General features: G+C 59.8%; 28 protein-coding genes and 1 rRNA gene. 18 read left to right on the forward strand and 11 right to left on the reverse strand.

Annotated features, from left to right (window positions below; translation table 11 throughout):
• Positions 1-136: ribosomal RNA gene (locus F6R97_RS07160) — 16S ribosomal RNA — on the reverse strand; the annotation flags it as partial.
• Between the two features lie 671 nt (positions 137-807).
• Between F6R97_RS07160 and rhtA the strand changes: the two genes are divergently transcribed.
• From rhtA to F6R97_RS07180, 4 genes are all read left to right on the forward strand, one after another.
• Positions 808-1695 (forward strand): threonine/homoserine exporter RhtA, encoded by an 888-nt coding sequence (rhtA, locus tag F6R97_RS07165; RefSeq protein ID WP_038982304.1) that lies wholly within the window; start codon positions 808-810, stop codon positions 1693-1695.
• A gap of 168 nt (positions 1696-1863) precedes the next feature.
• On the forward strand, positions 1864-2145 hold the full coding sequence (locus tag F6R97_RS07170) for a hypothetical protein (RefSeq protein ID WP_038982303.1): 282 nt from the start codon (positions 1864-1866) through the stop codon (positions 2143-2145).
• Positions 2146-2243: 98 nt separating this feature from the next.
• Complete coding sequence (locus tag F6R97_RS07175) at positions 2244-2984, forward strand: SDR family oxidoreductase (RefSeq protein ID WP_038982302.1); 741 nt, start codon at positions 2244-2246, stop codon at positions 2982-2984.
• A gap of 36 nt (positions 2985-3020) precedes the next feature.
• Positions 3021-3617 (forward strand): 2-hydroxychromene-2-carboxylate isomerase, encoded by a 597-nt coding sequence (locus F6R97_RS07180; RefSeq protein ID WP_315866308.1) that lies wholly within the window; start codon positions 3021-3023, stop codon positions 3615-3617.
• Between the two features lie 57 nt (positions 3618-3674).
• Here F6R97_RS07180 and F6R97_RS07185 read toward each other — a convergent pair whose 3' ends face one another.
• The 4 genes from F6R97_RS07185 to F6R97_RS07200 form a co-directional block, all read right to left on the reverse strand.
• Positions 3675-5483, reverse strand: a complete 1809-nt coding sequence (locus F6R97_RS07185; RefSeq protein ID WP_050683156.1) for an aminopeptidase P family protein — start codon at positions 5481-5483, stop codon at positions 3675-3677.
• A 55-nt stretch (positions 5484-5538) separates the two neighbouring features.
• Positions 5539-6705, reverse strand: coding sequence for a cysteine desulfurase family protein (locus F6R97_RS07190; protein ID WP_315866309.1), 1167 nt, complete (start codon positions 6703-6705; stop codon positions 5539-5541).
• Positions 6706-6910: 205 nt separating this feature from the next.
• On the reverse strand, positions 6911-7525 hold the full coding sequence (locus tag F6R97_RS07195) for a LysE family translocator (RefSeq protein WP_315866310.1): 615 nt from the start codon (positions 7523-7525) through the stop codon (positions 6911-6913).
• Between the two features lie 96 nt (positions 7526-7621).
• Positions 7622-7891 (reverse strand): hypothetical protein, encoded by a 270-nt coding sequence (locus F6R97_RS07200; protein WP_315866311.1) that lies wholly within the window; start codon positions 7889-7891, stop codon positions 7622-7624.
• 401 nt (positions 7892-8292) lie between these two features.
• On the opposite strand from F6R97_RS07200, the gene msuE reads away from it, so the two are divergent.
• The 4 genes from msuE to F6R97_RS07220 all read left to right on the forward strand — a co-directional run bounded on the left by msuE (position 8293) and on the right by F6R97_RS07220 (position 12480).
• Positions 8293-8856: an FMN reductase gene (msuE, locus tag F6R97_RS07205; RefSeq protein WP_008006482.1), complete on the forward strand. Its 564-nt coding sequence runs from the start codon at positions 8293-8295 to the stop codon at positions 8854-8856.
• A 10-nt stretch (positions 8857-8866) separates the two neighbouring features.
• A complete protein-coding gene (gene ssuD / locus F6R97_RS07210) occupies positions 8867-10012 on the forward strand; it encodes an FMNH2-dependent alkanesulfonate monooxygenase (protein WP_038982296.1) in 1146 nt (381 codons plus the stop codon).
• A gap of 131 nt (positions 10013-10143) precedes the next feature.
• On the forward strand, positions 10144-11352 hold the full coding sequence (locus F6R97_RS07215; protein ID WP_315866312.1) for an acyl-CoA dehydrogenase family protein: 1209 nt from the start codon (positions 10144-10146) through the stop codon (positions 11350-11352).
• A 24-nt stretch (positions 11353-11376) separates the two neighbouring features.
• On the forward strand, positions 11377-12480 hold the full coding sequence (locus F6R97_RS07220; RefSeq protein WP_038982294.1) for a sigma-54 interaction domain-containing protein: 1104 nt from the start codon (positions 11377-11379) through the stop codon (positions 12478-12480).
• Here the strand turns inward: F6R97_RS07220 and F6R97_RS07225 are convergent.
• Positions 12477-12842: an antibiotic biosynthesis monooxygenase gene (locus F6R97_RS07225; protein ID WP_038982293.1), complete on the reverse strand. Its 366-nt coding sequence runs from the start codon at positions 12840-12842 to the stop codon at positions 12477-12479. The genes F6R97_RS07220 and F6R97_RS07225 overlap by 4 nt on opposite strands.
• Positions 12843-12936: 94 nt before the next feature.
• Between F6R97_RS07225 and soxR the strand changes: the two genes are divergently transcribed.
• The 10 genes from soxR to F6R97_RS07275 all read left to right on the forward strand — a co-directional run bounded on the left by soxR (position 12937) and on the right by F6R97_RS07275 (position 20645).
• Entirely contained in the window at positions 12937-13386 is a 450-nt protein-coding gene (gene soxR, locus F6R97_RS07230; RefSeq protein WP_048397492.1) for a redox-sensitive transcriptional activator SoxR, read from the forward strand.
• Positions 13387-13517: 131 nt separating this feature from the next.
• On the forward strand, positions 13518-13976 hold the full coding sequence (locus F6R97_RS07235) for a VOC family protein (protein WP_315866313.1): 459 nt from the start codon (positions 13518-13520) through the stop codon (positions 13974-13976).
• A gap of 330 nt (positions 13977-14306) precedes the next feature.
• Positions 14307-15512, forward strand: coding sequence for a PepSY domain-containing protein (locus F6R97_RS07240; protein ID WP_315866314.1), 1206 nt, complete (start codon positions 14307-14309; stop codon positions 15510-15512).
• Complete coding sequence (locus tag F6R97_RS07245; RefSeq protein ID WP_038982289.1) at positions 15509-16051, forward strand: hypothetical protein; 543 nt, start codon at positions 15509-15511, stop codon at positions 16049-16051. The genes F6R97_RS07240 and F6R97_RS07245 overlap by 4 nt, the downstream gene beginning before the upstream one ends.
• The gene (locus F6R97_RS07250; RefSeq protein ID WP_038982288.1) at positions 16048-16368 is read left to right on the forward strand and encodes a hypothetical protein; all 321 of its coding nucleotides are present in this window, start codon (positions 16048-16050) and stop codon (positions 16366-16368) included. The genes F6R97_RS07245 and F6R97_RS07250 overlap by 4 nt, the downstream gene beginning before the upstream one ends.
• An 8-nt stretch (positions 16369-16376) precedes the next feature.
• Positions 16377-16952: a DUF6162 family protein gene (locus F6R97_RS07255; protein ID WP_048397502.1), complete on the forward strand. Its 576-nt coding sequence runs from the start codon at positions 16377-16379 to the stop codon at positions 16950-16952.
• Positions 16953-16987: 35 nt separating this feature from the next.
• Positions 16988-17917, forward strand: coding sequence for a metal ABC transporter substrate-binding protein (locus tag F6R97_RS07260; RefSeq protein ID WP_315866315.1), 930 nt, complete (start codon positions 16988-16990; stop codon positions 17915-17917).
• Between the two features lie 89 nt (positions 17918-18006).
• Positions 18007-18765 (forward strand): metal ABC transporter ATP-binding protein, encoded by a 759-nt coding sequence (locus F6R97_RS07265; RefSeq protein ID WP_161794750.1) that lies wholly within the window; start codon positions 18007-18009, stop codon positions 18763-18765.
• On the forward strand, positions 18765-19664 hold the full coding sequence (locus tag F6R97_RS07270; protein ID WP_007906536.1) for a metal ABC transporter permease: 900 nt from the start codon (positions 18765-18767) through the stop codon (positions 19662-19664). Before F6R97_RS07265 ends, F6R97_RS07270 begins: the two co-directional genes overlap by 1 nt.
• A complete protein-coding gene (locus F6R97_RS07275; RefSeq protein ID WP_315866316.1) occupies positions 19665-20645 on the forward strand; it encodes a metal ABC transporter substrate-binding protein in 981 nt (326 codons plus the stop codon).
• 176 nt (positions 20646-20821) lie between these two features.
• Here F6R97_RS07275 and F6R97_RS07280 read toward each other — a convergent pair whose 3' ends face one another.
• The 5 genes from F6R97_RS07280 to F6R97_RS07300 all read right to left on the reverse strand — a co-directional run bounded on the left by F6R97_RS07280 (position 20822) and on the right by F6R97_RS07300 (position 25380).
• The gene (locus F6R97_RS07280) at positions 20822-21049 is read right to left on the reverse strand and encodes an MbtH family protein (protein ID WP_007934245.1); all 228 of its coding nucleotides are present in this window, start codon (positions 21047-21049) and stop codon (positions 20822-20824) included.
• 81 nt (positions 21050-21130) lie between these two features.
• Positions 21131-22543 (reverse strand): aspartate aminotransferase family protein, encoded by a 1413-nt coding sequence (locus F6R97_RS07285; protein WP_315866317.1) that lies wholly within the window; start codon positions 22541-22543, stop codon positions 21131-21133.
• A gap of 143 nt (positions 22544-22686) precedes the next feature.
• Complete coding sequence (locus tag F6R97_RS07290) at positions 22687-23172, reverse strand: GNAT family N-acetyltransferase (protein ID WP_038982278.1); 486 nt, start codon at positions 23170-23172, stop codon at positions 22687-22689.
• A 205-nt stretch (positions 23173-23377) separates the two neighbouring features.
• Positions 23378-24703: an ATP-binding protein gene (locus tag F6R97_RS07295; RefSeq protein WP_315866318.1), complete on the reverse strand. Its 1326-nt coding sequence runs from the start codon at positions 24701-24703 to the stop codon at positions 23378-23380.
• A complete protein-coding gene (locus F6R97_RS07300; RefSeq protein ID WP_315866319.1) occupies positions 24700-25380 on the reverse strand; it encodes a response regulator in 681 nt (226 codons plus the stop codon). The genes F6R97_RS07295 and F6R97_RS07300 overlap by 4 nt, the downstream gene beginning before the upstream one ends.
• Between the last annotated feature and the right edge of the window lie 98 nt (positions 25381-25478).

The raw sequence follows: 25478 nt of genomic DNA on the forward strand, positions 1-25478 counted from the left end.
CTACCAGGCAGATTCCTAGGCATTACTCACCCGTCCGCCGCTCTCAAGAGGTGCAAGCACCTCTCTACCGCTCGACTTGCATGTGTTAGGCCTGCCGCCAGCGTTCAATCTGAGCCATGATCAAACTCTTCAGTTCAAACATCTTTGGGTTTTTAAGAAACCCTAAACTTGGCTCAGCAATCGTTGGTTACATCTTTGATTTCTCGCGGAGTAACTTGTGATGCTGATAATCTTGTTGACTATCAGTCTGACTCCACAAGCACCCACACGAATTGCTTGATTCAGTTGTTAAAGAGCGGTTGGTTAAGATCTTTCGTCTCAACCGAGGCGCGCATTCTACAGCAGCCTCTGTTGCTGTCAAGCGGTTATTTTCAGAAGTTTTCGAAGAATTCTTCAACAACTTCAACCACTTGCGCTTTCGATCTCTCGTTAGCGGGAGGCGAATTCTACAGCGTTACACGCTGCTGTCAACACCTCTTTTTCTCCGCTTTCGACCGAGATGATCGAACCGTCAATAAGGCGAAAACACACTGCCTTACCAACTCCTTCTGGCCTCGATAAACTGAAGCGTAACCGCTGCCGAAAACTGCTTAACTCTTTGTTTACCAAGGAGTTTTCCGTTTCGACTGCGCCGGAAGTGGGGCGAATTATAGACTTCCAGAATCTGCCGTCAACCCCTGATTTGGTTTTTCTATCAGGATGCTCAAAATCCCTGCTTATATATAGACGCGCCCGCAACGAATGCGCAGTATATTGCCCAACACATACAACAATACTCTCGCTTGCTACTTCGGACGATGCCACGCAATGAATGACCACCCCCGCAGCCTTGCCTCGACTCTGTTCTCGGTTGGCCTGCTCTTGATAGCCATGGCATCGATCCAGTCCGGAGCTTCCCTGGCCAAAAGCATGTTCCCGGTTGTTGGTGCTCAAGGAACGACCACCCTGCGACTGATCTTTGCCAGTGTGATCATGCTGCTGCTGTTGCGCCCATGGCGAGCGAAGCTCACCGCGAAATCCCTGCGCACGGTTATCGTCTACGGGATGGCGTTGGGCGGCATGAACTTCCTCTTCTATATGTCCTTGCGCACTGTCCCTCTGGGTATCGCTGTAGCCCTGGAGTTCACTGGCCCATTGGCTGTCGCTATTTATGCCTCACGTCGAGCGATCGATTTTCTGTGGATCGCTCTGGCAGCCTTGGGTTTACTGCTATTGATTCCAATAGGCGCCACGAGCGCGGGCATCGATCTGGTCGGCGCAGGTTATGCCCTGGGTGCTGGTGTCTGCTGGGCACTATACATTCTGTTCGGTCAGAAGGCCGGTGCTGATAATGGGGTGCAGACCGCAGCATTGGGCGTCATGATTGCCGCCCTGTTCGTAGCGCCTATCGGCATTGTCCACGCTGGCGCCGCGTTACTGACACCCTCATTGATTCCGGTGGCCATCGGCGTCGCCATTCTGTCCACCGCCCTGCCCTATACCTTGGAGATGGTCGCCCTCACACGGATTCCAGCCCGGACCTTCGGTACGTTGATGAGCATCGAACCTGCGATCGGCGCGCTGTCCGGCCTGTTGTTCCTCCAGGAATACCTTTCCCTGTCACAGTGGATGGCTATCCTGTGCATCATTCTGGCTTCCGTCGGCGCGACCTTGACCATGGGGAGTACCGCCAAGCCTGCGGTCGCAGCGGATTGAAACAAGATTGACGAAGGTCTGGTATTTGCCGCTCAATTAGGCCATGTTTAGGCTACGTAACTCAGTGTCAGACATGGATTTTTTCAGATAGGGATATCAGAACGCTTCAAGCAAAAGCGAATGCAGGCAGACCCAGGCACAGATCCGGGGCCGCTATTAAGGACAGCAATGAAACGAATTTTGATACTGATCGCCGTACTTGCAATTGCGGGCTGCGCGGCGACCTCCAAACCCCAGACGAAACACGGCAAGAGAGGGCTGCATATCAACTGTTCCGGGCTCTCGTCCTCGTGGGACAAGTGCTACACCAGCGCCGCCAATTCATGTGCGCCCAAGGGATACAAGGTCATCGCCAAGTCAGGGGATGCAGTAGAAGAGCCCGGCGACTATCCGTTCGGCCTCAACCCTGCCGGCTATACCAGCCGCAGCATGATCGTCATCTGCAAGTAACCCTCCCTTTCTATCGGGCTTGCGTAGCCCGATAGGCGCTTCGCCCGGATGCTGCTAACGTTCGTCAGTCAATGACCGTTCAGCAAAGGGCCATATCCATGACCACCGCTATCAATAACAAGAAAATCGTATTGGTCGTCGGCGCAGGCGATGCCACCGGCGGCGCCATCGCTAAACGTTTTGCCCGTGAAGGTTATATCGCCTGCGTCACACGTCGCAGCGCAGACAAACTCCAGCCATTAGTAGCGTCCATCACAGCCAGTGGCGGCGAGGCTCACGGTTTTGCCTGCGATGCGCGTAATGAAGAAGACGTGATAGCGCTCATCGAGCAGATCGAAACCGAACTCGGCCCCATCGAAGCGTTCGTCTTCAATATCGGCGCCAATGTGCCGTGCAGCATCCTCGAAGAAACCGCCCGCAAGTATTTCAAGATTTGGGAAATGGCCTGTTTCTCAGGGTTTCTCAACGCTCGTGAAGTGGCCAAGCGCATGGTCACTCGCCAACGGGGCACGATCCTGTTCACTGGCGCCACTGCTGGTTTGCGCGGCGCCGCGGGTTTCGCCGCCTTTGCCGGTGCCAAGCACGGGATTCGGGCCCTAGCGCAAAGCATGGCCCGCGAACTGGGACCGATGAACATCCATGTCGCCCACGTCGTAGTGGATGGCGCCATCGACACCGACTTTATCCGCGACAACTTTCCGGAAAAATACGCGACCAAGGATCAGGACGGCATCCTCAATCCCGAGCACATTGCCGACAACTATTGGTACCTGCACAGCCAGCCACGAGACGCCTGGACCTTCGAGCTGGATCTGCGCCCATGGAACGAACGCTGGTAAGCCCTCCCCTACAGCAATAAGAAGAGCACATCGACCATGAGCAAAACCGTGGAGTTCTTTTTCGACCTCGGCAGCCCTGCCACTTACCTGGCCCATACCCAACTGCCGAAGATCTGCAAACAGACCGATAGTCAGCTGATCTACAGACCGATGCTGCTGGGTGGTGTCTTCAAAGCTACCGGCAATGCTTCCCCCATCACCGTACCGGCCAAGGGTCGCTACATGTTTCAGGACCTGGACCGCTATGCCAAACGCTATGGTGTACCGCTGAAGTTCAACCCGAACTTCCCGATCAATACCCTGATGCTGATGCGCGCTGTCACGGGCATGCAACTGCACCATCCCGAACGCTTTCAGGCGTTTATCGATTGCCTGTTTCACGCCCTTTGGGTTGATGGACGCAGCCTCGATGATCCAGCGACTGTTGCCGCCGTGCTGACGCAAAACGGTTTTGATCCGAATGAAGTGCTGGCGCTGACCGCCGATGAGGCCGTCAAAGCCACCCTCAAGGAAAACACCGAGGAAGCGGTGCAACGCGGTGTATTCGGTGCGCCGAGCATGTTTGTCGGTGATCAGCTGTTCTTCGGCCAGGATCGGCTGGACTTCGTCCTTGAAGCCCTGCGTACGCAATAGCCAGCGCCTGCCTATGACCTGAGCCAGGCGCTGGAGACAGCGCCTGGCTCAAACCGCTCAAATAGCCGCGGTTCGGGTGTTCAACCATTCAAGGGCCGCACCGTCGAGCAACGGGCTCAGGCGCTCACGTACCTCGGCGTGATAGCCGTTGAACCACTGCTTTTCGTCTTCGGTCAGCAGCGATGGTTCCAGGCAACGGGTGTCGATCGGGCACAAGGTCAGGGTTTCGAATTTCAGGAACTCACCGAATTCGCTCTTGCCTGCTTCACGATTCAACACCAGATTCTCGATCCGCACACCCCAGCGACCTGGACGATAAGTGCCCGGCTCGATGGACGTGATCATGCCCGGCTGCATCGCGGTTTGTGGTGCCGCCGCAGCCTGATAGGCGATGACTTGCGGGCCTTCGTGAACATTGAGGAAGTAGCCGACGCCGTGACCGGTGCCGTGGCCGTAGTCGACGCTTTCGGCCCAGATCGGTGCGCGAGCAATAGCGTCCAGCAACGGCGACAGAATGCCTCGTGGGAACTGTGCACGGGAGAGTGCAATCACGCCTTTGAGCACTCGAGTGCAATCGCGCTTCTGCTCGCCAGTCGGCGTACCCACCGGCACCATTCGGGTGATGTCGGTGGTACCGCCCAGGTATTGGCCGCCGGAGTCGATCAGCAACAGGCCGTCACCCTCGATCACCGCGTGTTCTTCTTCGGTGGCGTGGTAGTGCGGCATCGCACCGTTGGCGTTAAACGCGGCAATGGTGTTGAAGCTCAGCGACACATAATCCGGGCGGCGGGTACGCGCCGCGGTCAGGTGTTCGTCGATGGTCAATTCGGTGATGCGCTCACGCCCCAAGGCCACTTCCAGCCAAGCGAAGAATTCGCACAGCGCCGCGCCGTCCTGCTCCATGGCCCGACGTATGTGCTCGGCATCGGCCAGGCTTTTCTGCGACTTGGCCAGGGTGGTCGGGTTCAGGCCTTCGAGCAGTTTCACGCCGCTGTTCAGGTTATCCAGCAGACCGGCCGTGACCCGCGCCGGATCGACTTGCAGGCTCTCGCCGCTCGGCACAGCGCGCAAGGCGGCGGTTACTTCGCTGTAATCGCGCAGGGTCACGCCATCCTGTTCGAGAATGGCGCGCAGCTCGGCGCTCACTTTGCTCAGGGCGACGAACAAGGTGGCCTGCTGTTGGCTGATCAGGGCGAAGGACACGAACACCGGATTGAACGACACATCGCCGCCGCGCAGGTTGAACAGCCAGGCGATGTCATCGAGGGTGGCGATGAAGTGCCAGTCGGCACCGCGCTCTTTCAGCACCTCACGCAGTTTGGCGAGTTTTTCGCCACGGCTGACCGTCGCCTGAGGCGGCAAGTGTTGGTAGATCGGCTCGTTCGGCAGACTCGGACGGTCACTCCAGACTTCACTCAGCAGATCGATATCGGTACGCAGACGTGCGCCGCGCTCTTCGAGTTTGCTGCTCAAAGTACGCGCCGAGGCCACAGCCATCACCGCGCCATCGACTGCGACGACACCGCCTTCAGGGGTTTGCTCGGCCAGCCAATCGAGCGGGCCGGGTTGACCCGGTTGCAGCTTCACCAGTTCGATGCCGCTGCCCTTGAGCTCCTTGCTCGCTTGTTCCCAATAGCGGCTGTCGGCCCAGACGCCGGCAAAATCCGGGGTGACGATCAGCGTGCCCACCGAGCCATGAAAACCCGACAGCCACTGCCGTCCCTGCCAATAGCCCGGCAGGTATTCCGACAGGTGCGGGTCGGCCGACGGCACCAGCAGAGCATGAATGCCCTCCCGGCTCATCAGCTCGCGGGTTTGCGCCAGGCGCTGGGGTACCAATCCATTGGTCAAAGGCTGTGTACTCATCGTGTCTCCTGCTAACCACTCATCATTATTATTCGGTGCCGATCAGAGTCGGCGCTTAAGGACCTGTCGCCCAGAATGCCGGAGCACTGGCGCAAGTTGCTTTAATCAGGTGTACCGCTTGATCGATATCCTGTTCGGTGGTGAAACGCCCCAGGCTCAAGCGAATGGTGCGACTGGCCGAGCGTGCGTCATGCCCCAGGGCCAGCAACACATGGGACGGCGCATTGCTGGCGGAATTACAGGCCGAGGTCGCGGAAAACGCGATCGAGGTGCTCAACGCCGCGGAACTGAACTCGCCTTCATTGAAAGTCAGGCTCAAGGTATGGGGAATGCGCTGGGTCGGGCTGCCATTGAGACGCACGCCGGGAATGCTCAGCAGCGGCTCGAGCAAGCGTTCACGCAGACGCGCGATGGTGGCTTTTTCTTCATCGAACAAGGTGGCCGTCAACGCGAAGGCTGCCCCCATGGCGGCAATCTGGTGCGTCGCCAGAGTGCCGGAACGCAACCCGCCCTCGTGACCGCCACCGTGGATCTGCGCCTGCAGACGCTGCTGCGCACGAGGACCGACATACAGCGCGCCGATGCCTTTGGGACCGTAGACCTTGTGCGCCGAGAACGACATCAAATCCACCGGCCACCGGGCCAGATCGATCGCCACTTTGCCCGCGCCCTGGGCCGCATCGACATGGAACAACGCATCGCGATCACGCACCACCTGGCCGATGGCCGGGATGTCGTTGATGGTGCCCAGTTCGTTATTGACCAGCATCAACGACACCAGAAAGGTGTCCTCACGCATCGCTTCGCTGACCGCTTGCGGGGTAATCAGGCCTTCGGCATCGGGCACCAGATACGTCACCGCAACGCCTGCGTCCTGCAATTGTTTTGCAGTGTCGAGAATCGCTTTGTGTTCGATCTGGCTGGTGATGATGTGGCCGCCGGACACACCGCGGGCCTGGGCCACGCCCTTGAGGGCAAGGTTGTTTGATTCGGTGGCGCCGGAGGTCCAGACGATCTGCTCCGCCTGGGCACCCACCAATTCGGCGACCTGACGCCGTGCTTGCTCGACCGATTGCCGGGCCTGCTGGCCGAAGGCGTGGGAACTGGACGCTGGATTGCCGAAGTTACCGGTGAAACCCAGACACTCGACCATGACCTTGATGACCCGCTCATCCACCGGCGTGGTGGCGGCGTAGTCGAAATACAACGGACGTTTATTCATAAAAGACTCGCAGAGCGTGTTCCGGGATCAGGAAGCTCGTCACTGGAAGTTTCAAAGCGCCGCCTCATGAGCGACGCCGAATTTTCAGAACGACAGCAATACCTGATCGGAGGCCATTAAAGAAGAACAACTTCATTTAAAAGTGCGTAGGAACGCTCCTGAAGTCGAGCTTAACAGGCATCGGGCCACCGGATGAAGCAATGCGTCAGCCAAAGCTTTCGAGCAATAACGGATACAGCGAAGCCACCAACAATAAGGCCATGCCCCAGTTGAACAGCCGCAACCAGCGGCGATCGCGCAGCACATTGCGCAACAGCGTGCCGCAACCGGCCCACACCCCGACGCTTGGCAGGTTGATCAAGGCGAAAACCGCGGCAATCACAATCACGTTGGTGAAATAGCCCTGCATCGGCGTGTAGGTGCTGATGGCACCGATGGCCATGATCCAGGCCTTGGGGTTGACCCATTGAAACGCTGCCGCCCCCAAATAACTGATCGGCCTGCCCTCGCCCTGTTCACCCTCGGCTACCGGCCCGGAATGAGCAATCTTCCACGCCAGGTACAGCAAATACGCCGCGCCGACATAGCGCAACACGGTGTAAAGCATTGGATAGGTTTGAAACACCGTGCCCAGGCCGAAACCGACAGCGACCACCAGGACGAAGAAGCCGCAGGTAATGCCCAGCATGTGGGGAATGGTGCGGTGAAAGCCGAAATTCACGCCAGAGGCCAGCAACATGGTGTTGTTCGGGCCGGGGGTGATCGAGGTGACAAGGGCAAACAGGGCAAAGCCCAGCAGCAGGTCGAGCGAGAGTGTCATGGGGGCAGTCCATCAGGGTCAGGTATTGACCCTATCGCACACCTTGAGGGAAACCCATGGACAGTTGCGTGAAAGTTCGAGCAGTACAGTTGTCGCTCAGCTCTGGCGGCCGTGCAGCTGTACTGCGCGTTCGGCGTTCATCTCGCCTTGTTTGTCGAAACTGAACGATTTTGCCGGCTGGCCGAGCAATTCGGCTTTCTTCGCGTGGTACTCCTCGAAGGACAAGCCACGACGATTCAGGGCCTCCAACGCCAGTTCCCGGGTTTCTTCAGCGGTGTAGGGCCGCAATTCCGGTGAAACATGAGTGGCACATCCGGCAAGAACGGAGATGGCGAGCAACAAGAAAGTGGCGATTAGAGATTTCATTTCGGGTGTCCGGTGATCTGTGTTTGGGGCAATGAACACAGGCTACTCGTGCCGCTCGAAGGGTAGAAATCAACGCTCTCGATAGTCGCTATCGACTTTGGTAAACGCGGTCACGATTGCCGGCCTCATATCTCCAAATGATCTATAAATATTAATTTATGGTCTTTTACGGAATAACAGAGAGCCTTTATAAACAACTCCATCGCCTCACGCACTGTTGCCCACGCAACTGTTTGCCTGGCAACAGTCAATCAACAAACAGCCGGTCAAATCGAACAGTGCCTGCCAGCAACCGCGCTGAAAGCCACGGAAAACGGGGCTCCCAAGGATTGGTACAGCTCTTGCTCCACTCCGGTGACTCATCACTGCTCGCTGAGCAACTGTTTAAAAAGGAACTGATCATGTCGCGTCCATTAAAAGTCGTTGCCCTCTCCGGCGGTACCTGGCGTCCGTCTCGCACGTTGGTGTTGACCCAGGCGCTGTTGGCCGAACTGGCCGAGCAGCTGCCGATTGAGAGCAAGCTGATCGAACTGGGCGACATCGCCCGACCACTGGGCGCCGCGCTGTCGCGTCAGGAACTGAGCGCCGACATCGAAGCCGAGCTGCAAGCGATCGAAAGCGCCGACTTGCTGATCGTCGCCGCGCCGGTTTATCGCGGCTCCTACCCAGGCCTGCTCAAGCACCTGTTCGACCTGATCGACCTCAACGCGCTGATCGACACTCCGGTGCTGCTGGCTGCCACCGGGGGCAGCGAACGTCATGCGCTGGTGCTCGATCATCAGTTGCGGCCGCTGTTCAGTTTCTTCCAGGCCCTGACCTTGCCGATTGGCGTCTATGCCACCGAAGCCGACTTCTCCAATTACCAAATAACCAGTGAGCCCTTGAAGGCCCGCATTCGTCTTGCTGCAGAACGCGCGGCGCCGTTGTTCGGCGTGCACCCCAAAAATCTGCTGAAAATCGCTTAAGGATCTCTTCATGGATGTTTTCTGGTTTCTGCCGACCCACGGCGACGGCCATTACCTGGGCACCACTCAGGGCGCCCGCCCGGTGACCCTCAACTATTTGAAACAAGTGGCCCAGGCTGCCGACAGTCTCGGTTACCACGGCGTGCTGATTCCTACCGGGCGTTCCTGTGAGGACTCATGGGTGATCGCTTCGGCCTTGGTGCCGCTGACCGAACGCCTGCGGTATCTGGTCGCGATTCGTCCGGGGATTATTTCGCCGACGGTCTCGGCACGGATGGCCGCGACGCTGGATCGACTGTCCGGCGGCCGCTTGCTGATCAATGTGGTGACCGGCGGAGACCCGGATGAAAACCGTGGCGATGGCAGTTTTCTCGATCACAGCGAACGCTACGAAGTCACCGACGAATTCCTGAAGATCTGGCGCCGCGTGCTGCAAGGCGAATCGGTGGATTTCGAAGGCAAGCACCTGCGAGTACAGAACGCCAAAGCGTTGTATCCACCGGTGCAGAAACCTTATCCGCCGCTGTATTTCGGTGGTTCGTCCGACGCGGCTCATGATTTGGCCGCCGAGCAGGTCGATGTTTACCTGACGTGGGGCGAGCCACCCGCCGCAGTGGCTGAAAAACTCGCCGATGTTCGAGAGCGCGCGGCGCGAAACGGTCGCACGGTGAAGTTCGGGATTCGCCTGCATGTGATCGTGCGCGAGACGGCCGAAGAGGCCTGGAAAGCCGCGGACAAACTCATCGAGCACATCAGCGACGAGACCATTGCTGCCGCGCAAAAGTCGTTTTCGCGATTTGATTCCGAAGGCCAGCGACGCATGGCCGCACTGCATGACGGCCGTCGCGACAACCTGGAAATCTCGCCCAACCTGTGGGCCGGTGTAGGTCTGGTACGCGGCGGGGCCGGGACTGCGCTGGTGGGTGACCCGCAGCAAGTGGCGGCGCGGATCAAGGAGTATGCGGATCTGGGAATCGAGAGTTTCATCTTCTCCGGCTACCCGCATCTCGAAGAGGCTTATCGCTTTGCCGAACTGGTGTTCCCGCTGCTGCCCGAACCGTATGCCAGCCTGGCCGGACGTGGCGTCACCAACCTCACCGGGCCGTTTGGCGAAATGATCGCCAATGATGTGCTGCCGGCCAAAGCCACGGCCTGAAAACCTCCCCCTACTGATCGTTCCCATGCTCTGCGTGGGAATGCAGCCCGTGACGCTCCGCGTCACTGGACGCGGAGCGTCCCTAGAGGCATTCCCACGCAGAGCGTGGGAACGATCAATCACAGTGGTCCATGACATATAGGAAATTCCGCGTGACTGCCAAGCCGCTAAGCGCCCTGTTGCCCCCCTTACAGACCGCCCGCCAGCTGGCCGCCGAGTTTGCCCTGACCGCTGTCGAGCGCGATGAACGCGGCGGTACGCCGAAAACCGAACGTGATGCCTTGCGCCACAGCGGCCTGCTCGCTTTAAGCATTCCCGTCCAGTACGGCGGTCTCGGCGCCAGCTGGAGCGAAACCCTGAACATCGTGCGCGAGTTCGCCAAGGTCGACAGTTCGATCGCTCACGTCTTCGGCTTTCATCACCTGATGCTCGCCACCGTGCGCCTGTTCGCCCGACCGGAACAATGGCAACCGTGGTTTGAACAAACCGCGCGCAAGAACTGGTTCTGGGGCAACGCCCTCAACCCGCTGGACACCCGCACCGTGGTGAAAGACCTCGGAGGCTGGCGCGAGTTTTCCGGCAAGAAGAGCTTCTGCTCCGGCGCCAGCGACTCGGAAATGCTGATCGCCTCGGCCGTCGATGAAAGTGCCGGCGGCAAGCTGTTGATCGCCGCGATTCCCAGTGGGCGCAGCGGTATCACGCTGCACAACGACTGGAACAACATGGGGCAGCGCCAGACCGACAGCGGCAGCACCACGTTTGAACGGGTGCGGGTCGAAGAGTCGGAATTACTGCTTGACCCCGGTCCGTTGAGCACGCCGTTCGCCTGCTTGCGCCCCTTGATTGCCCAGCTCACATTCACCCATATGTTCCTCGGCATTGCCGAAGGCGCTTTCGAAGAGGCGCGGCAATACACCCTCACCGAAACCCGTCCGTGGCACAAATCCAGTGCTGCGGATGTGCGGGAGGATCCTTATGTGCTCGGCCATTACGGCGAATTCTGGGTGGCACTGGAAGGTGTTCGATTACTGGTGCAACGCGCCGCCGAGTTGCTCGACAAAGCCTGGGCCAAGGGCTCGACTCTGAGCGCCGAGGAACGCGGACATCTGGCCACCGCCATCGCCACCGCCAAGGTCGCAGCGACGCGCAATGGCCTGGAACTGTGTAGCCGTTTGTTCGAAGTGACCGGCGCCCGCTCGACTCACGCCTCACTGCGGCTGGACCGCCACTGGCGCAACTTGCGCACGCAAACCCTGCACGATCCGGTGGATTACAAACTCCATGAACTGGGTGACTGGGCGCTGAACCAGTCCCTGCCGATTCCGACCTTCTATTCATAGCCTTCCACTCATGGAGCCTGCCCCATGCAACTGCTGACCTTACCGCCCTCGCCCGCGTTGGCCACCTCGATTCGCGCCACGGCACAGGTGTTCGAAGACCCGAAATCCCAAGCCCTGCTCGCGCACTTGCAGCAGGTCGCGCCGAGTGAAGCCAGCGTGCTGATCATCGGTGAAACCGGCACCGGCAAGGAGCTGGTAGCGCGGCACATCCACAACCTCAGCGCCCGGCGCAACCGGCCGTTCGTGGCGGTGAACTGCGGCGCATTCTCCGAGTCGCTGGTGGAGGCCGAGTTGTTCGGCCATGAAAAAGGCGCCTTCACCGGCGCGCTCAGCGCTAAGGCCGGCTGGTTCGAAGAGGCCGATGGCGGAACCTTGTTCCTCGACGAAATCGGCGATTTGCCAATGGCGATTCAGGTGAAATTGCTGCGGGTGCTGCAGGAGCGCGAAGTGGTGCGCCTGGGTTCGCGCAAGAGCATTCCCATCGATGTGCGAGTGCTGGCGGCGACCAACGTGCAGTTGGAAAAAGCCATCAACGCCGGGCACTTTCGCGAGGACCTGTATTACCGCCTCGACGTGGTCAGCCTGGAACTGAGCCCGTTGCGCGAGCGCCCCGGAGACATCCTGCCGCTGACCCGGCATTTCGTCGAAGCCTACAGCCAGCGCTTGGGTTACGGCAGCATCACCATCAGCAAAGAGGCCGAACACAAACTGCGCAGCTACAGTTGGCCGGGCAATATCCGTGAGCTGGAAAACGTCATTCACCACACGTTGTTGATCTGCCGCAACAGTGTGATCGAGCGCGATGACTTGCGCCTGTCGAACATGCGCATCGAGCGTCAGGACGACCACCACGCCAACGTCGACGACTCACCGGAAGCCTTGCTTGATCGGGCCTTTCAAAAGCTCTTCGAGGAACAGGCCGGCGCGCTGCACGAGAAAGTCGAAGATGCATTGTTGCGGGCAGCCTATCGCTTCAGCCACTACAACCAGGTGCACACCGCTGCCCTGCTGGGGCTGAGCCGCAACGTAACCCGCACTCGGCTGATCAAGATCGGCGAACTGGCGGTGAATAAACGCCGGCCCACGGAGAACCTGCAGGGCGAGCGTTTGATGCAGTTGTCGATCTAGCCGATCAGCGTACAGTGCAGCGCGTTGTCGTGACTAAGCGCCAGGCTATGCAGCACCTGAAATGAGCCGAAGGTCACGGTTTTCGCCCGATGGGCGCGAATCAGCTGCCAGAAATCCTGCTCGCCGCTCTCGAAGCTCTGAAAGGCGGCTTCTCCGGCTTCGCGGGATTGCCATTGCAGGTAGTTGAGCACCCGCCGGCCATCGTCGCTGGCCTGGATGTTGGCACTCAAGAAACCTGGGTAGCCTTGGGCCAGACGTTCAGTGTGCGCCGACAGCGCCGACACCAGCGCGGCTTGCTGACGGGGCTCGATCTCGAATTCGATCAGTTGGGTGAAGCTGCGATTCTTCTCTGGCGCGTGCATGAATAGTCCCCACTCACTGTAAGCCGGATCTTGCGATCCGAAGGCCTGCAGGGTAAAACCTCGAGCTAACTAGAGGTCAAGGGGCATTTTTTAAATGATCACCTCGCAAAACCTGCATAAAGAACTGACCGTCGGCCAAGTGGCCGCCCGCAGTGGTGTAGCGGTCACGGCGCTGCACTTTTATGAGTCCAAGGGCCTGATCAAAAGCAACCGCAACCAGGGCAATCAGCGGCGTTATCCGAGGGAAGTGTTGCGCCGGGTGGCGCTGATCAAAGTGGCTCAGCGTTTAGGGATTCCGTTGGCGGAGATTGGCGAGGCGTTGAAATCCCTGCCGGATAACCGTGCACCGACGGCGGCGGACTGGAAAGTGTTGTCGGCGCAGTGGAGCCGGGATCTGGATGAGCGGATCAATCAGCTGACCCTGCTGCGGGACAGGCTCAATGGGTGCATCGGGTGTGGATGTCTGTCGATGGAGGCGTGCCCGCTGCGTAACTTTGGTGATGTGTTGGGTGAGCAAGGGCCGGGGGCGCAGCTACTGAAATGATCGATTGATAGCTGAACAGTGGCACTGCTGCTCGTCGGGCACTCGGTTGCGGGAAAAGGGGCTGACCTATAGTTATTCGACCGGAAATCGGCGAAGGAACACCTTAACCCCACAACAAAAGGAGAACCGTCATGAGCGTAAAACCTATTCCAGAGGGTTATCACAGCATCACCCCTTATCTGGGCATTCAGAAAGCTGCCGAAGCCATCGACTTCTACAAGAAAGCCTTTGGCGCCACCGAAGTCATGCGCCTTGCCATGCCCGATGGCGGCATCGGGCATGCCGAGCTGCGTATCGGCGACTGCCCGATCATGCTTGGCACACCGTGTGACGAGGGACCATTGAGCAACCCGGACAACTCGCCGTCAGTCGGGCTGCATCTGTATGTGAACGATGTGGACAAGTCCTTTAAACAGGCCATCGATGCAGGGGCCACGGTGGTGTCCGAGGTCAAGGACCAGTTTTATGGCGACCGTTCGGGGACTTTGAAGGATCCCTACGGGCATTTGTGGTTTCTGGCCACGCGCAAGGAGGATTTGACTCAGGAACAGATCGAACAGCGGGCGAAGGAGATGTTTAAGCAGGGTTGAGTTTTTCAGTGAATGTTCGAGCCCCTTCGCGAGCAAGCCCGCTCCCACATTCGACCGAGTTCTATCTGAAGAATGCGGTCAAATGTGGGAGCGGGCTTGCTCGCGAAGAGGTCATCACATCCACCATCAATGTTGACTATCAGCCAGCTCCCACCCAAGGCAAAACACGAAACATTTACTTTCATATCCCTTTTCGGGATTTCCGATGCTCATACGTCTTATTTAGATGCAGTCGGTCGCGTAGGCAAAAGCCACGGCCGGACTTTTCATGGAGCGCAACGCTGGGAAGCCCACAGCAGCGCTCCTCTCATCGAAACAAGACCTTTAATCATGTCGAAGAAATCCCGCTCAAAACTCTGGTTTCTGGTCCATAGCTGGCTGGCGCTGCCCATCTGGTTCTTTGTCTTGATCGTCTGTGTGACCGGCACGCTGGCAGTGGTCAGTCAGGAGATTGTCTGGCTGGCCAATCCGCAAATGCGTGCCAGCCCGCCTTCGGACGATGCGCCGCGGCTCAATTATGACGAGATCATCGCCGCCATCAAAAAGGCCGAACCCCAGACGCTGGTCGAGGGCATCAGTCGCCCCGACGAGTCGCATTTCGCCCTCGACGTGGACGTCAGTTACCCGGACGGACGCTCGGTAACGGTCTATGTGAACCCCTATAGCGGGGTGATTCAGGGCACCGCTCCACAATTCAATTTCAAGGCATTCACCCGCGCACTGCATGGCTGGTGGCTGGTGCCGTTCACCAACGGCTACAGCTGGGGCTGGTATCTGGTGTCGTTCCTCGCGCTGCCGATGCTGGCGTCGCTGGTCACCGGGCTGGTGGTTTACAAACGGTTCTGGAAAGGCTTTTTCCGACCGACCTTGCGCATTCGTCATGGCGCGCGGATTTTCTGGGGCGACTTTCACCGGCTCAGTGGCATCTGGTCGATCTGGTTCATCGCGGTGATCTCGATCACCGGTGTCTGGTTCCTGATCAAGGCGATTCTGTTCGACAACCAGATTTCGATTACCACGGAACCGGTGGTGTCGGTCGTCTCGCGCGAAAGTGTGCCGCTGACCCGCACCGGCAAGCCGGCCCCGATGATCAATCTGGAACAGGCTATCAAGGTCGCTCAAGAGCAGATCCCCGGACTCGATGCCAGTTTCGTCACCCTGCCGAGCAATGCTTACAGCCACCTCTCAGTGGGCGGTCGCAGCTGGTATCCGCTGATGTTCCAGACGGCCGAGGTCAACCCGTACAACGGCGATATCGCCAGCACGCGGTTGCTGACCGATCGCACCGGCCTGGAATTCGTGACCGAGTCGATGCGTCCGTTACACACCGGTGACTTTGGCGGGATCTGGATCAAGCTGATCTGGTTCTTCTTCGGTTTGCTGCTGAGCCTGATGATACTCAGCGGGTTGCTGATCTGGACCAAACGCACCGCCCTGGCCACCGCCAATGCGTTCAAGCGCAGCAACAAGGCCCCACGCCCGGTGTCGAGCCCGCAAACGGTCATGAACCAACAGACTCCGGAGGGCAACCTGTGAGCAAGACGATCACTGCACCGCAGCCTTCGCGGGCGAGCCTGCTTTGGCGCAAATGGCGCTTCCACATCAACATTTTCTTGCTGCTGATCCCTTTGGGCTTCATGCCCAAATACTTTGCCGACGCCTCGCTGTTTCGCGGCGACAGCGGGCTGGGGGAACGGGAGATCGGCGAAATCCAGGTTGGCCCCTGGAGCCTGCGACTGGCCGAACTGCGCAACGAAGCGCCGCGATTGACGGGCCCCGCCGGCTACATGAAGGGCTTCAACATAGCGCTGTGCGAGCGTTGTCGCGATCAGGTCAAGGCGATTTACCTGCGCCTCGGCAAACCCCGCAGCCTGCGCGCGGCCGGGGCGATTTTCTTCGGCACGCCGTACCGCATGGGCGCAATGCTGCCGGTGCCTGAAAAGACCAAAACCGACGCCGAGCTGTGGATCACCATGGAAGGCTGGGACGGCGCCATGCATCAAGCGTCCATCCCCCTGAGCCAGGCATCCCCGGCCACTCTCGCATGGCTGAACAAACAAGGAGGCAATCCATGATCAACGCTTTTCGGCCCGTTCTATTGATGTTGTGCGCCGCCTTCAGCACCAGCGCCCTGGCCCATAACCCGATGTGCGAATGCAAGGCCATCGACGCCGAACAGATTCAATGCACCGGCGGTTTTTCCGACGGCAGCGGCGCACCTGGAGTGACTCTTGACGTGATCGGCTACGACGAAACCATTCTGGTGCCGGGCAAGCTCGGCGCCGATTCGACTCTGACGTTCAAGAAACCCGGCGCTGAGTTCTACGTGCTGTTCGACGCCGGTCCCGGCCATGTCGTCGAGATCGACCAAGCCGACATCGAGGCGCCCTGAACGTGAGCATGACCTCGCCCACCACCCAAGTTGTTCGCCCGGCCGGTGCCGGCCATGAAACCCTTTATGTGTTGCTGTTGTGCCTGATGATCCTGGCGGTTGCCGGCTCGGTGGTCGCCTGGCGTGGCGAGGCTCAAGAAGTGAGCAGCGTTGGCAGTCATCAACTGGATGCCCGTCGTGATCTGAGCGCATCCGAGCAAGGTATTTACGCCGACCTGCGGGTCACCCTGGATGAAATTCATCTGTTGCGTCAGGAACAACAGGCGCTGCCCACACCCGCCACCCTCGCCGATGAAGGCTTTGCGCCGTTTGCCCAGGACGCCAGTTCTGTCAGTCGTGGCGGCCATGCCTGGCAGTTGCTGGACGCCAAGGCGTACTTCGGCCAGAGCCAGAGCCCAACCGTCGCCGGCTCGTTTTTGATGCGTTTGACCGCTGAAGACGACTCTGCGCCAGACATCTGGCTCAACCGCAGCAGCGCCCTCCCCGCGCCGAACGATCTCACCGACGCTGCGCTCAATGGCGCCGGCTGGCAGCAGATCGTCGCGCAATTCGATGCCGGCGTCACCCGCCAGCATCGGCATTGAACCCTCGCCTTTACCCGAGAGAAGACCGCTTTCCCATGCCTAGTTCATCTCAACGCCATGCCTTTTTTCGCCTGCTGCTGGTCGGCCTGTTTGCCTGTTTGCTGACACCTTTGGCCAGTGCCGACGAAGCCAAGCGCCTGCGCATCGGCATCACCCTGCACCCTTATTACAGTTACGTGGCCAACATCGTCGGTGACAAAGCCGAAGTGGTGCCGCTGATCCCGGCAGGTTTCAACCCGCATGCCTACGAGCCGCGGGCCGAAGACATCAAACGCATCGGCGGGCTGGACGTGATTGTGCTCAACGGCGTGGGCCATGACGACTTCGCCGACCGCATGATCGCCGCCAGCGAAACCCCGAACATCAAGGTGATCGAAGCCAACGAAAACGTGCCCCTGCTGGCCGCCACCGGCGTTGCTGCCCGCGGTGCCGGCAAGGTGGTCAATCCGCACACGTTCCTGTCGATCAGCGCTTCCATTGCCCAGGTCAACAACATCGCCCGGGAACTGGGCAAGCTCGACCCGAGCAACGCCAAAACCTACACCCAGAACGCCCGCGCCTACGGCAAACGCCTGCGTCAGATGCGCGCGGACGCCCTGGCAAAACTGACCCAGGCGCCGAACGCAGAGTTGCGCGTGGCCACGGTGCATGCCGCCTATGACTATTTACTGCGCGAGTTTGGCCTGGAAGTGACTGCTGTGGTCGAGCCGGCCCACGGTATCGAACCGAGCCCCAGCCAGTTGAAAAAGACCATCGACCAACTGCGGGAGCTGGACGTGAAAGTGATCTTCTCGGAGATGGATTTCCCGTCCACTTACGTCGAGACCATCCAGCGTGAATCCGGGGTGAAGCTGTACCCGCTGTCGCACATTTCCTATGGCGAATACACCGCCGACAAGTACGAAAAAGAAATGACCGGTAATCTCAACACCGTGGTCCGGGCGATTCAGGAGTCCGGCGCATGACGGCTAAAGAAACCATCACTGAATCCCCTGTGGGAGCGGCGGTGCGGCGATCCGACTTGCTCGCGAAGAGGGAGTCTCAGTCGACATCAATGTTGACTGACCCACCGCTTTCGCGAGCAAGCCCGCTCCCACAGGCTTCGGGACCGACCCTGGATTTTGCCGAGGTCAGCCTGACGCTGGGTCGCACGACGATCCTCGACAAGGTGACCTTTCAGGTTCAGCCCGGCAGCGTGCATGCACTGGTCGGCCCCAACGGTGGCGGCAAGAGTTCGCTGATCAAGACCCTGCTGGGGCAAATGCCGCATCAGGGTCGCTTGAGCCTGCAATGGCCTGGCGAACCGGGAACCATTGGTTACGTGCCTCAGGCGCTGGAGTTCGATCGCGGCTTACCGATGACTGTCGATGACTTCATGGCCGCCATGTGTCAGCGGCGCCCGGCGTTCCTCGGGTTGAGCAAGCATTACGCAGCGGCCATCGGCGAAGCACTGGAACGGGTCGGCATGCAGGACAAGCGCAAGCGGCGCATGGGCGCGTTGTCCGGCGGTGAGCGCCAGCGTGTTTTGCTGGCCCAAGGATTGATTCCGGTGCCGAAGTTGCTGGTGCTCGATGAACCGATGTCGGCCCTCGATGAGGCCGGTATTCAAGTGTTCGAGCGGCTACTGGGCGACTGGCGCCAGAGCGGCATCACCGTGCTGTGGATCGAACATGATCTGGAAGCGGTCGGGCGACTGGCCGACCGGGTCACCGGGCTCAATCGCCGGGTGCTGTTCGATGCCACGCCGAAACAGGCACTGACCCCGGAGCGACTGCTGACCCTGTTTTCGACCCATCCCCGGAGCGCTACCTGATGAGTTACGAAGCCTTTCGTTTGATGGTCCAGGGTTGGGCCTCGTCGGGTTACCTGCCGGAAGCGCTGGCCTATGGATTTGTGGTCAATGCCCTACTCGCTGGCCTGTTGATCGGCCCGGTGTTGGGCGGTTTGGGCACGCTAGTGGTGGTCAAGCGTTTCGCGTTTTTCTCCGAAGCCGTGGGCCACGCGGCGCTGACCGGTGTGGCCATCGGCATTCTGCTCGGTGAACCCTACACCGGGCCTTATGGCAGCCTGTTCGGTTACTGCCTGCTGTTTGGCATTTTGCTCAACTACCTGCGCAATCGTACTGGTCTGGCACCGGACACGTTGATCGGTGTGTTTCTCTCCGTATCGTTGGCGCTGGGTGCGAGCCTGCTGCTGATCCTGGCCGGCAAAATCAACGTGCACATTCTGGAAAACGTGCTGTTCGGTTCAGTGCTCACGGTCAACGGCAATGACCTGCTGGTGTTGGCCATCGTTGGTTCGCTGGTCATGGCGTTGGCCCTGCCGCTGTACAACCGCATCATGCTCGCCAGTTTCAATCCGCAACTGGCGGCGGTGCGTGGTGTGGCGGTGAAGACCCTGGATTACCTGTTCGTGATTCTGGTGACCCTGATCACGGTGGCGGCGGTGAAAGTCATCGGCGCGATTCTGGTCGGCGCACTGTTGGTGATTCCAGCGGCGGCCGCACGTTTGCTCAGCCAGTCGCTGAAGGGTTTCTTCTGGTGTTCGGTGCTGATCGCCACGGTGAGCACGCTGTGCGGAATTCTCGCACCGATTGTCTTTGATCTGCCTATCCCGTCCGGCGCCGCGATCATTCTGGTGGCCGGTATCGCCTTCGCCCTGGCCGCGATTGCTCGCGGCATCGTTCCAAGTCTGAAAGGGAACCTCGGATAAATGTCTTTTTCTCTGCGTCAATTGACCCTGGCGGTGACCTTGTGTGGGCCAGCCTCGTTTAACGCATTCGCCACCGACAGCTTCGAACCGATCCGCCTGATGGCCAATCACGGTGTGGGTAACACCGCGCTCTTTGCCTCGACTTCAACGCACAAAGTGCTGGTCCTGGCGGCGTTGCCAGTGACCTACGGTCTGGGTGCCCTGCTGCTGGAGGGCACCGATGTCAGCCTTGAGCGTGCCGCGCCGGCCAATCTGCCCGGCAGTCGGCAGACCGCTTATTTCACTGGCCGCGGCGCTCCGGAGCTAAGTAAATTGGCGGTCGATGCCGATGCGGTCATCGGCCTGCGCTCGCTATGGCCGGACGATCCGCTGTACCCGAACGCCCGTCGCAGCAATATCCGCATCATTGAAATCGACGCCGCCCGCCCGGTGGACGGCGCCCTGCCCGGCATCGCCGTGCAGCCTGGCAGCAAGGTCGACGGTTTGAACAGTCAGCCTTGGCTGGCCAGCAACAACATGGGCCGCATGGCGGATGTCATGGCGGCAGACCTGGTGCGCCTGGCACCAACAGCCAAGCCGAAGATCGATGCCAACCTGACAGCGCTCAAACAGCGCCTGCTCAAGCTCAGCGCCGACAGTGAGTCACGCTTGGCCAATGCCGACAACCTGAGTGTGATGAGCCTGAGCGATCATTTCGGCTACCTGATCGGTGGCCTTAATCTGGAGCTGATCGGCCTTGACGCACGACCGGATGCCGAGTGGACACCGGAGGCACTCAAGCAATTGGGTGCGACGCTCAAGGACAATGATGTGGCGGTGGTGTTGCATCATCGCCAGCCGTCGGATGCGGTGAAAGCGGTGATTGCCGAGGCTGGTAGCCGGTTGGTGGTGTTGAGTGTCGATGCGGCGGATCCGGTGGCTGAATTGGAAGGGAATGTGGATTTGGTGATCAAGGGGTTGAGTAACGGGCCTTCGGCCTAAGATCAAAAGATCGCAGCCTTCGGCAGCTCCTACATGGATTGGATCCATCCGTTAAATTGCGGATGAAAACGGTCTATGTAGGAGCTGCCGAAGGCTGCGATCTTTTGACTTTCAACCACACACAAAAAACCCGCTGAACCGATATCGGTCAGCGGGCTTCTCTATGGGCAGTGACTTTAGTGAGCCACGGCCGCCTGTTCTTCCATTTTCTGGCGCAAGCTCAGCGGACGCATGTCGGTCCAGACCTCTTCGATGTAGGCCAGGCATTCCTTTTTCAGCCCGCTCTTGCCCACGGTGCGCCAGCCTTGTGGCACGGCTTTGTAGTCGGGCCAGATCGAGTATTGCTCTTCGTGGTTGACCACGACCTGAAAGAGGATGTCCTCGCGGTCGAATACTGACGTCATGCTGTCTCTCCATCGCTGTAGGGTGGGCTGCGCGGCGTGCGCAGCCGTTATGTAGAAGGAACGTTCAAGGCACCAAAAAATTTAAAGGCTGGCGGTGGCTGCGGCCATGGCCCTGCCGAAAATGTCAGCCACCCGATCGATTTCTGCGGCAGTGATCACCAGCGGCGGCAGGAAACGCACGACACCGCCGTGACGCCCGCCCAGCTCGAGGATCAACCCGCGCTTGAGGCATTCGCGCTGCACCAGCGGCGCCAGACGACCGAATATCGGTGGATGACCCTGAGCGTCCGGCGCGCCGGTCGGGTCGACCAGTTCGACGCCCAGCATCAAGCCGCGTCCGCGAATGTCGCCCAACTGCGGGAAGTCCCGCTGCAGGATGTGCAGGTGTTCACTCAAGCGTTCGCCCATGGCAGCGGCGTGCTCGCAAACCCTGTGCTCGGTCAGGTAGCGCATCACCGCGGAGCCGGCGGCCATGGCCATTTGATTACCGCGGAATGTCCCGGCATGGGCGCCCGGCAGCCAGGTGTCTAGCCAGTCGCGATAGACCACCACCGCCAGCGGCAGACTGCCGCCGATGGCTTTGGACAGCACCACCACGTCCGGAATGATCCCGGCGTGCTCGAAGGCGAACATCTTGCCGGTGCGGGCGAAACCGCTCTGGATTTCATCAACGATCAGCGCTACGCCGGCCTGCTCGGTGATGCGTCGCAAGCCGCGCAGCCAATCGAGATCGGCCGGAATCACCCCGCCCTCGCCCTGCACCGCTTCGACGATCACCGCAGCGGGCAATTGCACGCCGGCCTCTGGATCATTCAGCAGGTTTTCCAGGTAATTCAGGTTGACCTGCACCCCCTGCGCGCCGCCAAGCCCGAACGGGCAACGGTAATCGTAGGGATACGGCATGAACTGCACCCCACTGCTGAGCAAGGCACCCAACGGCTTTTTCGGCCCCAGGCTGCCCATCAAGCTCAGCGCGCCCTGGCTCATGCCGTGGTAACCGCCCTGGAACGACAACACGGTGCTGCGCCCGGTGGCGGTGCGCACCAGTTTCAGCGCGGCTTCAACGGCGTCGGTGCCGGTGGGGCCGCAGAACTGGATCTTCGCTTCAGCAGCCAATGCCTGTGGCAACAGACCGAATAGGTCCTGGACAAACTGATCCTTCACCGGCGTGGTCAGGTCGAGGGTATGCAGCGGCAGTTCATCGGTCAGCACTTGCTGGATCGCGTCGATCACCACCGGATGGTTGTGCCCCAGGGCCAGAGTCCCCGCACCGGCGAGGCAATCGATGAAACTGCGGCCTTCGACGTCTTCGACATAAATGCCCTTGGCGCGTTTGAGTGCCAGGGGAATGCGCCGCGGATAGCTGCGAGCATTCGATTCCTGCTGGCTCTGACGGGCCAGAAGCGGCGATTCGTTGAATTGATAAAGCGTCTCGGCGGGCGTCGGGACGATCCGGGCCGGCTGATCTTCGATAAGGCTGGTAGCGACTGACATCTCTCGATCCCTCAATACGCTGTTGATAGTGACCAAAACTGCACACCGGGCAGGTGCGCGTTCCGGTCACGGGGCGCACTTGCAGGTTTTCCTGTTCTGGAAACGCATCAGGACCTCAAGGATTTAGACCCTCGATCAGCTTTCTATGAAGGTGGCGACAGCGCCTTGTGCATGGGAATGGCGTGGAGTCCCGCCACGGTGAAGGTTTCAGCGCAAGCCCGGTAACCCAGACGGTGGTAAAACGCCTCGCCAGTTCGGGTGCTGTTGAGCCGCGCCTGAGGCAAACCCTGAGCGATCAACCACGTCTCGAGGTCCTGCACCAGCGCTTGTCCGGCGCCGCGCCGAAACCATTCCGGTTGTACGTAACAAAACGCGACCTTGCCGCTGATCGCCGCCATGGCGACGCCGATCGGTTTGTCCTGCAACAGGGCGATGTTCAGGTACAACCGTGGGTCGGTCAGCCAGGGCTGCACGTGTTCGATGGTTTTGTTGTGGGTCCAGGTGGCGACGGTTCGCGGATCGTTGCGGTGGTCGAGCGCGCAGCCGACGCGAATAGACCGCTCGACGATGCGGCTGATGATGCCGGCGTCGGCAGGCGTTGCCTTGCAGATATGTATCGATGCATCCATGGCGCTGTTACCTCAATCCATTGAGTCAAAGCTGCCGGGGACGATAGCGCTGTGGGGGCCGGGTGGCTAATGGAGAGACGTTACATTTGGTGTGCGACACAGAACTTATGTAGGAGCTGCCGAAGGCTGCGATCTTTTGATCTTGCTTCTAAAAAAGATCAAAAGATCGCAGCCTTCGGCAGCTCCTACAGAGGGTTTTGTGTCGTTAGATGGGTTGCAAAGGCATCGTCAACTCAACCCGCAAGCCATCCGGCCGGCTGTCGAAATGCAGGGTGCAGCCGCAGCGCTGGACGATGGCCTGGACAATCGCCAGGCCAAGGCCGCAACCGGTGCTCTGGCCGTTGCGCCAGAAACGTTGGGTCAGGTGTTGCAGGTCATCTTCGGCAATCCCCGGACCATGGTCGCGGACCAAAAAGCTCACGCGATTGTTGGTGGTTTCCAGGCTCAGCTCCACTGCCCCATCGCCTGGGGTATGGCGCAGGGCGTTGTCGAGCAAGTTGCGCAATGCGGCAATCGACAGCACCGCGGGCATTTGCAGCGGCGCATCGGAGAATGTCGTCGGCAACTGAAGCTTGATCCGCTGACGATCACCGCTGGCGGCATCCTGTATCGCCAGTTTCGCCACCTGCTCGGCGCTGCATTGCACGCCATCATCGAACGACAGACTGCCCTCGACGCGCGCCAGCAGCAGCAATTGTTCAAGTGTGCGATGCAGCCGGTCGGCCCCCTCTTCAGCCCGCGCCAGGGACTGATCCCGGGCGCTGCCTTCTGTCATGCGCGCCACTTGCAGGTGGGTTTTGATGGCAGTCAGCGGGCTACGCAATTCGTGCGCCGCATCACCGGTCAGGCGCCGTTCGCGCTCGATGGTCTTGCCGATGCGCAGGAACAACTGATTTTGGGTTTCGAGCAGTGGCTGCAGCTCGCTGGGCAGCGGCTGGATTTGCAACGGTTCCAGAGAATCGGCGCTACGTCGCATCAATGCATCGCGCATGCGATTAAGCGGTGCCAGCCCCTGACCGATGCCGAGCCACAGCAGGCACAGGCAACCAAGCAGCGCCACGCCGACCGGCACCGAGGCCGCCAGCAGGATGGACATGTTCAGTGCTTCGCGCTCGATCTGCCGGTCGGCGGTGGTAATGCGCACATCACCGCGCGCCAGGGTGAAGCTGCGCCAGGGTGCGCCGTCGATCATTTGATCGTGGAAGCCCATTTTTTCGGCTTCCAGGGTTTGTTCGGGGCTACTGTGGCTGCGAGCCAGGATTTCACCGCGCAACGAGCTGACCTGACAGGCCATGCCGCCAGGGATGCTCAGCTGTTCCGCGCTGAAATGGGTCCCCTCGCCCTTGCTCGGCAACGCCGGCAGTTGCTCCAGCAGCCCGGCCACCATCCGCGCCGACGCCACCAACCGCTGGTCGAGGGAAAACATCATCTGGTTGCGCAGATCACTGAGCATCCAGGCGGCGGCCAGGGCCCAGATCAGCGCAAACGCGGCGCCGAGGGTCAGGCTCAGCCGCAAACGCAGGCTCATCACTTCGATTGCTCTCCGCCATCGGCCGGCCCCAGGCGATAGCCCAGGCCACGCACCGTCTCGACAATGCCGTTGCCGAGTTTGCGCCGCAGGTGATGGATATGGACGTTAAGGGCGTTGCTTTCCAGTTCGTCGTTGAAACCGTAGACGCTGTCTTTCAATTGCTCGGTGGACAGTACCCGGCCACGGTTATGTAGCAGGGCTTGCAACAGCGATTGCTCACGGCGTGACAAATCCACCGATTGGCCACCGAGCATGGTTTCGCGGCTGCTCGGGTCGTAGGTCAGACGGCCGTGTTCGATCAGGTTGACGCTGCGCCCCGCCACTCGTCGCAACAAGGTGTGCAGGCGCGCGGCAAGTTCACGCAGGTCGAACGGTTTGAGCAAGTAGTCGTCGGCACCGGCTTGCAGGCCGTCGACCCGGTCGGTGACCGAGTCCCGCGCGGTGAGGATCAGCACCGGGATTTCGAGGCCATGGTGGCGCAACTGCTGCAACAGCTTCAGGCCATCTTCATCGGGCAGACCGAGATCGAGCACCATGACGTCGAACTCCGCGACCTTGAGCATCGCCCGGGCTGCCGAGGCGGTGGCGACATGCTCCACGGTCAAGCCTTGGGCAGTAAGCCCGGCAACGATGCCGCTGGCGATTAGCTCATCGTCTTCGCAAACCAGTACGTGCATGGTGAGCCCCGTAGAAAAAAGGTGATTAGGCCGGTAGCCGATTAAGCGGACATTATGCCGCAAGTGCCATTGTCACAAGGCGAGTGTGGTTAATCATC

Source organism: Pseudomonas sp. JV414, from assembly GCF_032424305.1.
In the GTDB taxonomy this organism is placed as follows: Bacteria; Pseudomonadota; Gammaproteobacteria; order Pseudomonadales; family Pseudomonadaceae; genus Aquipseudomonas; species Aquipseudomonas lini.